At 34.5% G+C, this 747-nt stretch carries 2 protein-coding genes and 1 pseudogene; all 3 read left to right on the top strand.

Translation table 11 applies throughout. The features are described from left to right. Nucleotides 1-312 (top strand): annotated as a pseudogene (locus PL85_RS17675) (hypothetical protein); the annotation flags it as partial. Beyond that, entirely contained in the window at nt 312-656 is a 345-nt protein-coding gene (locus PL85_RS17670) for a DUF2523 family protein (RefSeq protein WP_105977064.1), read from the top strand. The pseudogene PL85_RS17675 and the gene PL85_RS17670, both read left to right, overlap by 1 nt. A gap of 2 nt (nt 657-658) precedes the next feature. Then, nucleotides 659-747: zonular occludens toxin domain-containing protein (locus PL85_RS19045; protein WP_272871949.1), on the top strand; the 89-nt coding region annotated here is incomplete at its 3' end.

The following is a 747-nucleotide window of genomic DNA, read 5'->3' as shown; positions in this document are numbered from 1 at the left end:
GATTTTGATACTGTTGGCCTTTATAAGCCTGATTTGCTTGAGTCCGTTCTTGCTGATACTGAAGAGTTAAAACAGCAATATGAGCAACAAATTGATGAGTTTAAAAAGATATTTAGCTTTGATGTGTCGCAACTAAACAGCGGTCAATATAAAGAGCATTCACTAGATTTTGTATTACCCAATGGCAAGCAATTAAATTTAAAGTCCGGCGTATTACCTGCTTTTATTGACCAAGCAAACTTAATCGCCGCTGTTATTTTATTTGTTGCAGCAATTATCGCAGTTAAAGCAACTTTAGGGAGTCGTAAGTAATGGAATCATTATTATTAATCGTTCAGTCAATCGGTGATTTCTTTCAGACTATCATTGATTTCTTTTTGAATATTCCAGATTATTTCGAGCAACTAACCATCTTTATTAATGCTTATTATATTAAGTTAAAATTGAAATGGATGCTTTATTCTTTGCTCTTTGCCTATAAGACGGCCTCATATTTATTAAATGATATTGGATTCACTCAAATCATTATATTAACGTTTAATGCTTTGCCCGACGAGCTACGCTTTTATGCTTTCTTATTTAAAATACCGCAAGCGATAAACATTATATTTACAGGCTTTACCACTGCGTTTGTTATTTCGGTATCGAGGTTTTAACGATGGCTATCACGATTAGAACGGGTGCTAATGGCTCTTATAAGTCCGCTTACGCTGCTTACTTTGTTATTTTTGAGGCACTAAAGGCGGG

The organism is Vibrio anguillarum (assembly GCF_001989995.2).
GTDB classification, from domain to species: domain Bacteria; phylum Pseudomonadota; class Gammaproteobacteria; order Enterobacterales; family Vibrionaceae; genus Vibrio; species Vibrio anguillarum.
This window is presented reverse-complemented; position numbering and strand designations above follow the sequence as displayed.

Excerpts from the sequence above, each read along its gene's own strand:
- PL85_RS17670 (WP_105977064.1), top strand. The coding sequence starts at position 312 with ATGGAATCATTATTATTAATCGTTCAGTCAATCGGTGATTTCTTTCAG.